This window comes from Microbacterium sp. MYb64 (assembly GCF_002979495.1).
Taxonomy (GTDB): domain Bacteria; phylum Actinomycetota; class Actinomycetes; order Actinomycetales; family Microbacteriaceae; genus Microbacterium; species Microbacterium azadirachtae_A.
Genome location: NZ_PCOW01000017.1, coordinates 74,773 through 83,276, shown reverse-complemented (window position 1 = coordinate 83,276; position 8,504 = coordinate 74,773). Strand labels below are relative to the sequence as shown.

10 protein-coding genes are annotated in these 8,504 nt (G+C 71.1%); 1 reads left to right on the top strand and 9 read right to left on the bottom strand.

The window, feature by feature from the left end:
• Together CQ044_RS14585 and glp are read right to left on the bottom strand one after the other, a co-directional pair.
• Positions 1-681: a molybdenum cofactor guanylyltransferase gene (locus CQ044_RS14585; RefSeq protein WP_181158333.1), complete on the bottom strand. Its 681-nt coding sequence runs from the start codon at positions 679-681 to the stop codon at positions 1-3.
• On the bottom strand, positions 666-1,901 hold the full coding sequence (gene glp, locus CQ044_RS14580) for a gephyrin-like molybdotransferase Glp (RefSeq protein ID WP_105689128.1): 1,236 nt from the start codon (positions 1,899-1,901) through the stop codon (positions 666-668). The genes CQ044_RS14585 and glp overlap by 16 nt, the downstream gene beginning before the upstream one ends.
• A gap of 105 nt (positions 1,902-2,006) precedes the next feature.
• On the opposite strand from glp, the gene radA reads away from it, so the two are divergent.
• Complete coding sequence (gene radA / locus CQ044_RS14575; protein ID WP_105689127.1) at positions 2,007-3,374, top strand: DNA repair protein RadA; 1,368 nt, start codon at positions 2,007-2,009, stop codon at positions 3,372-3,374.
• A 7-nt stretch (positions 3,375-3,381) separates the two neighbouring features.
• Here the strand turns inward: radA and CQ044_RS14570 are convergent, their stop codons facing one another.
• From CQ044_RS14570 to CQ044_RS14540, 7 genes are all read right to left on the bottom strand, one after another.
• Positions 3,382-3,792, bottom strand: a complete 411-nt coding sequence (locus CQ044_RS14570; protein WP_045270738.1) for a dehydrogenase — start codon at positions 3,790-3,792, stop codon at positions 3,382-3,384.
• 214 nt (positions 3,793-4,006) lie between these two features.
• A complete protein-coding gene (locus CQ044_RS14565; protein WP_105689126.1) occupies positions 4,007-4,687 on the bottom strand; it encodes a hypothetical protein in 681 nt (226 codons plus the stop codon).
• A 9-nt stretch (positions 4,688-4,696) separates the two neighbouring features.
• Positions 4,697-5,200, bottom strand: coding sequence for an amino-acid N-acetyltransferase (locus CQ044_RS14560; protein ID WP_105689125.1), 504 nt, complete (start codon positions 5,198-5,200; stop codon positions 4,697-4,699).
• Positions 5,201-5,303: 103 nt separating this feature from the next.
• A complete protein-coding gene (locus CQ044_RS14555) occupies positions 5,304-5,693 on the bottom strand; it encodes a Rieske 2Fe-2S domain-containing protein (protein ID WP_045270741.1) in 390 nt (129 codons plus the stop codon).
• Positions 5,690-6,007 (bottom strand): hypothetical protein, encoded by a 318-nt coding sequence (locus tag CQ044_RS14550; RefSeq protein ID WP_105689124.1) that lies wholly within the window; start codon positions 6,005-6,007, stop codon positions 5,690-5,692. Before CQ044_RS14550 ends, CQ044_RS14555 begins: the two co-directional genes overlap by 4 nt.
• Position 6,008: 1 nt before the next feature.
• Positions 6,009-7,274, bottom strand: coding sequence for an amidohydrolase family protein (locus CQ044_RS14545; protein ID WP_105689123.1), 1,266 nt, complete (start codon positions 7,272-7,274; stop codon positions 6,009-6,011).
• A 26-nt stretch (positions 7,275-7,300) separates the two neighbouring features.
• Positions 7,301-8,473 (bottom strand): ABC transporter ATP-binding protein, encoded by a 1,173-nt coding sequence (locus CQ044_RS14540; RefSeq protein WP_105689122.1) that lies wholly within the window; start codon positions 8,471-8,473, stop codon positions 7,301-7,303.
• Positions 8,474-8,504: the final 31 nt, after the last annotated feature.

The window sequence follows — 8,504 nt, the reverse complement described above, 5'->3', positions numbered from 1 at the left end:
TCATGTCGTTCTCCTCGTTCTCGGGTCTCTGGACCATAGCGGTTCGGGAAAGGCGGCGGGGGTGTCGATGTCGGCCGTGATGCCATCCTCGTCCGCGATCCACCGGGTCGGAAGCCCTCCGAGCAGTTCGCGGGCGGCGGCGCCCGACGGCTCCGCGATCGCGGCGAGCGCGGCGCGCACCGCCGCGACGCGGTAGGCGCCCGCCAGCCACTGCGCGCGGTCGTCGGCGCGCAACACGATCGCATCGACGGGGTCAGGGGCGTCGTCCACCGCGTTCTCCCCCACGTCCGCCCGCACGGCGTCGCACAGCGTCCGCACGACGTCGGCCGGATGCACGAGATCCCCGGCGAGCAGCAGCGTCCACTCCGCCTCGGCGAGCAGCGGCAGCCCCGCCGCGATCGCCGCGACGGGCCCGCCGTAGGGCGGATCCTCCCGTACCCAGATCATTGGGACGGACACGGCGCCGGCCGTCGGTGCGGCCTCATCGGTGTCCCAGGCGGTCCCCACCGCGACCACCGGGGCGACTTCCCTCTCCCCGAGTGCGGCGAGCGTGCGCTGCCACGGCGTCGATCCGCCGAGCTCCAGCAGGGGCTTGACGGCGCCGTCGAAGCGCCGCGCGCGACCGCCCACGAGCACGAGGGCGCCGACGGCTCCCGCGGGCGTGCTCAGTGCAGCTCCCACACGTCGACGAGATCCCCGACCTCGACCGCCTCGACCTCGGCGGGAACGATCGCGTAGGCGGTGGCACCGGCGAGCCCCACTGTGAGGTGCGAGCCGGATCCACCTCGCGTCGCCGGCACGACCGCGCCATCGACGATCACGGCCGGCAGATACTGGCGGCGCGCCGGAGGGGTGCGCCAGGCCGCGCCCGCGGGCAGGCGGCGGGGCGTGCGGTGCACCTCGGCCCGGCCCTGAAGCCGCAGCAGCGCGGGGCGCACGAACGTCTCGAACGACACCGCGGCGCTGACCGGGTTGCCGGGCAGCCCGAACAGCAGCATGCCCTCGGCGGTCGCGCCGAACGCCTGCGGCTTGCCCGGCTGCATCGCCACCGCGACGAACTCCATCGTCTCGCCCATGCTCAGCCGCACGGCCTCGTACGCGCCGGCGCTCACCCCGCCGGAGAAGATCACCACGTCCGCGCCGAGCGCCGCGGCCCGCGCGGCAGCCTCGGCGGGCCCGTCGCCCTCGTCGCCGACGACCTCGCGCAGCACGACCTCGGCCCCGGCCTCGGCTGCGAGGCCGGCCAGCAGCACGCCGTTCGACTCGGGGATCTGCCCGCGCTGCAGCGGTGCGCCGGGAGGCACCAGCTCGGATCCGGTCGACACCACGGCCACCCGCGGCCGTGGCGCGACCTGCACCTCGGCGATCCCGATCGAGGCGAGCGCCGAGAGCTGCCGCGGTCCGAGGAGCGCGCCGGCGGGCAGCGCCACGGAGCCGGCGGCCGCATCGGCCCCGGCCCGGCGCACGTGCGCCCCCTCCGCGCGCGGGGCGCGCTGCACGACGGCGGTCTGCAGTGAATCCGCGAGCCCGCCGGCGGTGTCCTCGAACGGGACGATCGTGTCGGCCTGGGTCGGCAGCGCGGATCCGGTCATGATGCGCACGGCGGATCCCTGGACGAGGGGCGGATCCTCCGGACTCCCCGCCGGCAGATCCGCCGTCACGCGCAGGGTCACAGGATCCGCCTCGCTCGCGGCGGCGACGTCGGCGTATCGCACCGCGAAGCCGTCCATCGCGGAGTTGTCGAAGACCGGCACCGGGTTCACGGCGACCGCGTCGACGGCGAGCGTGAACCCGGCCGCCTCATCCACGGGGATCGACACCGCGGCCCGCGGGCGAGCGGCGGCGAGCACGCGCTCCTGCTGCTCCTCGACCGTGCGGAAGGTGGTGGTGCCCTGGCTCATGCGCGCTCCCTCGTCGTGTGGTTCGAGGCTACCGGTGCGCCCCTCGCCCCGCCCGTCGTCGGCGTAACGAGACGGAGCGTCGGCGCCCCCGGCTAGCCTTGCTGCATGGCCTCCCGGAAACCCTCCGCACCCGCGTACGTCTGCACCGAGTGCGGATGGACGACCGCGAAATGGGTGGGCCGGTGCGGTGAGTGCCAGCAGTGGGGCACGGTGACCGAGCAGGCCGCGCAGACCGGCATCGTGCGCCGGGTCGAGGCGACGACCCCGTCCGCCGGCCGGCAGGCGCGCCCGATCACGTCGCTCACGTCGCAGGACTCGCCACGGCGCTCGAGCGGGGTCGCCGAATTCGACCGCGTGCTCGGCGGCGGCATCGTTCCCGGCGCGGCCATCCTGCTGAGCGGCGAACCCGGCGTCGGCAAGTCCACGCTGCTGCTCGAGGTCGCGGCCGCCGCGGCCCGCTCCGGCAGGCGGGTGCTCTATGCGAGCGGCGAGGAGTCCACGGCGCAGGTGCGGCTGCGCGCCGAGCGCACCGGCGCTCTGCACGACGAGCTGTATCTCGCGGCGGAGACGGACCTCGGCACGATCCTCGGCCACATCGACGAGGTCTCCCCCGAGCTCGTGATCGTCGATTCCGTGCAGACCGTCGCCTCCGCCCTGTCGGATGGTGCCGCAGGCCAGCCCGCGCAGGTGCGCGAGGTCGCGTCGGCGCTCATCCGGGTCGCGAAGGAGCGGGATCTCCCGATCGTCGTCGTGGGGCATGTCACGAAGGACGGGTCGGTCGCCGGTCCTCGCGTGCTCGAACACCTCGTCGACGTGGTCTGCCATTTCGAGGGCGACCGGCAGACCTCGCTGCGGTTCATCCGGGCGCTCAAGAACCGGTTCGGTCCGACCGATGAGGTCGGCTGCTTCGAGATGACCGGATCCGGGATCGCGGAGGTGCCGGATCCGTCGAGCCTGTTCCTCTCGCGCGGACGTCCCGTGCCCGGCACGTGCGTCGCGATCGCGCTCGAAGGCCGACGCGCGATGCCGGTCGAGGTGCAGGCCCTCACGATCCCGACGCAGGCGCCGAACCCGCGCCGCGTCGTGAACGGACTCGATTCATCACGTGTGGCTATGGTCCTCGCGGTGCTCGAGCGCCGGGCCGGCATCAAGACCAGCGACAAGGACGTGTACGTCTCGACCGTGGGCGGCGTGCGCTTCGTCGAGCCGGCTGCTGATCTGGCGATCGCGATCGCGGTGGCCGGCTCCCTCATGGACAATGCCGTTCCGCGCACGCTCGCCGCGGTGGGCGAGCTGAGCCTCGCGGGCGAGGTGCGCCCGGTCACCCAGGCGGCGCAGCGACGCTCGGAGGCGGCCCGGCTCGGCTATGCGCACGTGATCGACGATCGCTCAGCGACCCTGCGCGGCGCGCTCGGCGACGTCAAGGCGCACCGTGCCCCGCGCCGTCTCGACGACGAGGTGCCCGCGTTCTGACGCCGGGTCAGGCCTCGAGCGCGCGCAGCAGCTCCTCCGGAGGCGCCTGCATCGGGTGCGGGCCCGCGATGTCGAGGAACACCGTCGTGATCACCTCGCGATGGGTCGTGAGGAACGAGCGCAGCCACAGCGGCGAGTAGATCCCGACGCCGGGCGGGAGGTTCGCCGGCTTGTGCTTCGCGTCGCTGAACAGCAGCAGCGCGACGTCGCCCGTGGCCGGATCCCGGTAGGTCCACACCTCGCCGCCGTCCCGCGGGTCATCCCTCGCGCCGGGCCGGATCAGCGGCACGACCGTGTTGCCGTTGCGCAGGGCGAGCGCCACCGCGGCCATGTCCTGCTTCTCGAGCGCCTGCGCGAGCGCCTCGGAGCGGAAGTCCGCCGCGGCCGGTGCCTTCTTCTTCGACTTCTTCACGGCCATCGTTCCAGCATAGGAGAGGACCTCTTCGCTCATCGCTTGGGGACAGACGATCGAAGAGGCCCTCAAAGTCCTCGACGACGGACGACGATGCGCTGGGGACGCTTGAGATTGTCGAAGCCACTGGGGATGGCAACCGTCAAGATCTCGAAGACTTGATCTCTATGGTATCCCAAAGGTTGGACCCAGGCGACATATTCCCACTTTCCGTCCAGGTTCAATTCAGCAGGAACTGCACCGGATTCGTGCTCTGGAACCCTCCGATCGACACGGTCAGGCGGTATGCCGCCCCGCCACCAGGGGCGCGCTGCCGGTCGGTCGCCTCGCAGGTGTCGACGCTCGAGCGCGTGCGATCCCAGACGACCGGGTTCGAGCTGGTGATCGTGGCGCCGGCCTTGATGGTCTGAATCGCGTCGCTCGGGGTCTGCTGGCAGTCCGTGGAGCGCCACCAGGTGTCGCTCCCGCTCGTGATCGTGAACGCCTGCGTCGTGGTGCCGACGTTCATCGTGCAGTCCTTGCCGCTGTTGTTGGTCAGCGAGATCGACAGCTTCGGGTTCTCGTCGGCGGAGTAGCTGTCGTGATCGGCGACGGCCGTGACCTGCACCTCTGCGGCGGTGCACGGCACCGGCCCGGCGCCCGCCGTGCTCGTCGGCCCCGGCGTCGTCGCGGCCGGGTCGGGGCTCGCGTCGGCGCTCGGATCCGGAGCGGCGGGAGGCACCGACGCCGTCGGCGACGGCGTGGACGACGTCGTGGGCACCGGCTTCGGATCCCCGCCGGACGCGCCGCGCCCGACGAGCGCCCACACGAGCACGATCAGCAACGCGAGCAGCACGATGATGATGCCGAGGACCACGATCCGCCGGCGACGATAGACGGCGGCGGACTGGCGAGGGCTCATGATTCCAGGTTAGACAAGGTGCTTGAGCATCCGCGTGTTGCCGAGCGTGTTCGGCTTCACGTGCGCGAGGTCCAGGAACTCGGCCACGCCCTCGTCGCCGCTGCGCAGCAGCTGGGTGTAGACGTCGGGGTCCACGACCTGCTCGCCGATCGGCGCGAAGCCGCGACGTTCGAAGAACGGCACCTCGAAGGTCAGGCAGAACAGCCTGCTGAGGCCGAGGTCCACCGCGTGGGTCTCGAGGCGCTCCACGATCGCCCGCCCCACGCCGTGGTGCTTCCAGCCCTCCTCGACGAGCAGGGTGCGCACCTCGCCGAGGTCCTCCCACATGACGTGCAGTGCGCCGCAGCCGATGAGCCGGCCGTCGGCCTCCGCCACCACGAACTCCTGCACCGCGCCGTAGAGCACGGCGATGTCCTTGCCGAGCAGGATGCGTCGTTCCACGAGCGGCTCCAGGAGTGCGTAGATGCCCTGGACGTCGGCGGCCCGCGCGGGCCGGACGAGATAGTCGCTCATCCCTCCAGCCTACGACCGCCATCCTGTGCGCCCGCAGACGACGCGGCCCCGTCGTCCTGCTCGCGGGGAGCGGGACGACGGGGCCGGGGGCTCGCGCGTGGCGTCAGACCGTGACGATCACGTCGTCCGCGTCGACGCGGACCGGGATCGGGCGCAGCCCGACACGGCGGTCCGCGGGGTGCTTGCCGGTGAGGACGTCGAACTCGAAGCCGTGCCAGGGGCACACGATGTTGCGGTCGGTGGGATGGAACCCCGGCCCTCCGCTCTTCAGCCCGCCCTCGCCGCGCACGAGCTGCACGGTGCGCGGCATGATCTTGCCCTGGCAGACGGGGCCGCCCTGATGCGGGCACACGTTGTGCCATGCACGCACCTCGCCGGCGTGGAAGTACAGGCCGAGCTCCGTCCCGTCGACGTCGACGATGATCCGCTCCCGCTCCCGCAGGTCGGCGAGGCTCGCGACGACGACGTCCCGGCGGACGACCTGCGCGCTCATTCGGCCCTCCGGTACCAGATCGCCATGTCGAAGAGGTTCACGTCGGCGGCGTCCAGGAGCGCCGTGACGAGCACGACGGTCTCGGTCGCGTTGAGCGCGTCCTCGCGGACCGGCCAGGCGATCTTGCCGACCCGATCGGTCTTCGCGGAGAAGAGCCGCGCGGCCGCATGGAGCACATCGGCGATCTGCTCGTCGGAGACCTCGGCTCCGCGCTCCTCGTCGCTCACGTGCTGCACGAGCTCGCCGAGGCGGGCGACGACCGTCGAGAGCTCGGCGATCTCGGGGGAGATGGTGGTGGTGATGTTCTCAGTCATGTCAGGAGATCCCGGGTCGCTCCTGGAGCACGCGCTCCGCGGAGGGCTTCTGTCGGTCGGTGGGGAGGTTGAACACGCGTGCGGCGTTCAGCCCGAGGATGTTGCGCTTGGCCTGCTCGGAGAGGAAGGGCAGGCGGGTGATCGTGGACGGGGCGTCCCAGTCCCAGTGCGGCCAGTCGGACGAGTAGAGCAGCTGCGTCTCCGCGTTGAACGACTTCATCGTGGCCTCGAGCAGCTCCATGTTGGTCCGCTCCATGGGCTGGGTGGTGTACCACATCTCCTTCATGTACTCGCTCGGCAGGCGCTTGAGACCGGGGGCCTCACTCGGCCGCATGAGCACCTCGTGGTCGAGGCGCTGCATGAGGAACGGGATCCAGGCCAGGCCGCTCTCGACCCACACCATCTTGAGCTTCGGGAAGCGCTCCGGCATGGCGTTGATGATCCAGTTCGTGACGTGGATCTGGTTGTAGTGCGTGAAGGAGAGCGCGTGCATCGAGAGGAAGCGGTTCAGCTGCGCGAACGACGGGTCCCCCCAGTGGTAGCCGGAGTGGAAGGCGAGCGGCTTGCCGCTGTCCTCGATGAGCTTGTACAGGCGCGTGTAGACGTCGGAGTGCACCGGGTTGTTGCGCGTCGAGCACACCGTGTAGCCGATGATCCCCGGATCGTCGGCGTACTGCTCCACCAGCTCCTCGCACACCTCTGGCGTGTTGTACGGCAGGTAGAGCATGCCCTTGAGGCGCGGATTCGGCGGCAGGATCACCTCGGTGAGCCAGCGGTTGAAGGCGCGGCCCAGCACGACCTCGACCTCGTCCTGCGGGTGCATGCCGAGCAGCAGCATCGCGCTCGGGAAAACGACCTGGTAGTCGAGCCCCATCGCATCCATGCCGCGCCGGGCGGCGGTCACGAACGGGTGCCCCTCCGTGCCGTCGGTGGGCTCCTTCCGGCCCTGGTGGCCGATGCGGCCGCCGACGCTCTGCTGCGACATGCCGGGCTGGATGTTCAGGAGCGCGTTGTTGCCGGCGAATCCCGCGTACTGGCTCATGCCCAGGTCGCGCCAGACGTCGTTGTCGATGAGGCTCAGCACCTCGCCCCAGAAGTGATCCTCGGAGACGTGCGCGTCGATGTCGACGATGAAGTAGTCGTCGTAGTCGTCGCGCGCCTGCTTGGTCGCATGGGCGAGCACGTCGCGCGTGTCGGAGCGGCCGCCGATCTCGGCGAGCTCGCGAATGCGCGGCGCGTCGGAGCGGGGGGTGGGCAGGTCACTCATGGGCGTTCCTCTCAGGCGTCGATCGCTCAGTGCGCGGCGACGATCGCATCGGTCATCGTGGTCAGGTAGTCGTCCTCGGCGGGTGCCGTCGCCGCGCGGTGCGGGATCACGACCGCACGGGCGGGGTTGATCGCGAAGCCGTACTCGTCGCCGGGGCGCGGCACCGCGTCCGCGGTCATCTCGCCCGTCTCGACCCGTACGCGGAGCGGCAGCCGGTCGGCGCGGACGAGCAGGTTGACGGCGCTGCCGAGATAGGTGCTGCGCTCGACGCCCGCGCGGAACCGCCCGGCGCCGGGAGCGAGGTCATCGGCGGGCATGATCCTGGCGTGCGCGGCGCGGAAGGCCACATCGGCCCTCTCCCCCGGCGCCGCCTGATCGGTCACGACGCCGGCGACGACGAGCGAGGTGCCGTCGACCTCGACGTCCGCGATGCCGTCGCGCACCGCGCGGATCGTTCCGGGGAGGATGTTCTGGAAGCCCATGAAGTCGGCGACGTACGCCGAGTTCGGGCGGTCGTACAGCTCGCTCGGCGTGCCGTCCTGCACGATCGCGCCCTCGCTCATCACGATGATCCGGTCGGAGAGCGTGATCGCCTCCTCCTGGTCGTGCGTGACGTAGACGGAGGTCGTCTCGAACTGGTTGTGCAGCGCGCGCACCTGCTGGCCCATCTGATAGCGCAGCTTGGAGTCGAGGTTGGAGAGCGGCTCGTCGTAGAAGATGATGCCCGGCCGGGCGGCCAGAGCGCGGGCGAGAGCCACCCGCTGCTGCTGACCGCCCGACAGAGCCGTGACCGGTCGGGTCTCGAAGCCCGCGAGTCCCACCGCGGAGAGCATGTCGGCGACGCGGGTGCGGCGCTCGGCCGCCCCCACCTTCGCGACCTTGAGCGGGTACGCGACATTCTCCGCCACGCTCATGTGCGGCCAGAGCGCGTAGCTCTGGAAGACCATGCCCACTTGCCGCTTGTCGGCCGGCACGAACGTGCGCCGGTCGGTGTCGACGACGATGCGATCGCCCATGCTGATGCGTCCGCCCGTGGGGCGCTCGAGACCGGCCAGGCACCGCAGGGTCGTCGTCTTGCCGCAGCCCGAGGGGCCGAGCAGGGTGACGAACTCGCCGGATCCGATCGTCAGATCCAATCCGTGCAGAGCGGTCTTGCCGCCGTAGCGCTTGGTCAGTCCTGATACCTGGACCTCAGTCATGCCGATCAGTGCTCTCTCGCTGGGGGACGTC

What these genes read in the sequence shown, in the direction of transcription:
- CQ044_RS14545 (WP_105689123.1), bottom strand. Translation starts at nt 7,274, where the DNA reads ATGAGTGACCTGCCCACCCCCCGCTCCGACGCGCCGCGCATTCGCGAG.
- CQ044_RS14540 (WP_105689122.1), bottom strand. Translation starts at nt 8,473, where the DNA reads ATGACTGAGGTCCAGGTATCAGGACTGACCAAGCGCTACGGCGGCAAG.
- CQ044_RS14555 (WP_045270741.1), bottom strand. Translation starts at nt 5,693, where the DNA reads ATGAGCGCGCAGGTCGTCCGCCGGGACGTCGTCGTCGCGAGCCTCGCC.
- CQ044_RS14550 (WP_105689124.1), bottom strand. Translation starts at nt 6,007, where the DNA reads ATGACTGAGAACATCACCACCACCATCTCCCCCGAGATCGCCGAGCTC.
- CQ044_RS14560 (WP_105689125.1), bottom strand. Translation starts at nt 5,200, where the DNA reads ATGAGCGACTATCTCGTCCGGCCCGCGCGGGCCGCCGACGTCCAGGGC.
- CQ044_RS14570 (WP_045270738.1), bottom strand. Translation starts at nt 3,792, where the DNA reads ATGGCCGTGAAGAAGTCGAAGAAGAAGGCACCGGCCGCGGCGGACTTC.
- CQ044_RS14565 (WP_105689126.1), bottom strand. Translation starts at nt 4,687, where the DNA reads ATGAGCCCTCGCCAGTCCGCCGCCGTCTATCGTCGCCGGCGGATCGTG.
- glp (WP_105689128.1), bottom strand. Translation starts at nt 1,901, where the DNA reads ATGAGCCAGGGCACCACCACCTTCCGCACGGTCGAGGAGCAGCAGGAG.
- radA (WP_105689127.1), top strand. Translation starts at nt 2,007, where the DNA reads ATGGCCTCCCGGAAACCCTCCGCACCCGCGTACGTCTGCACCGAGTGC.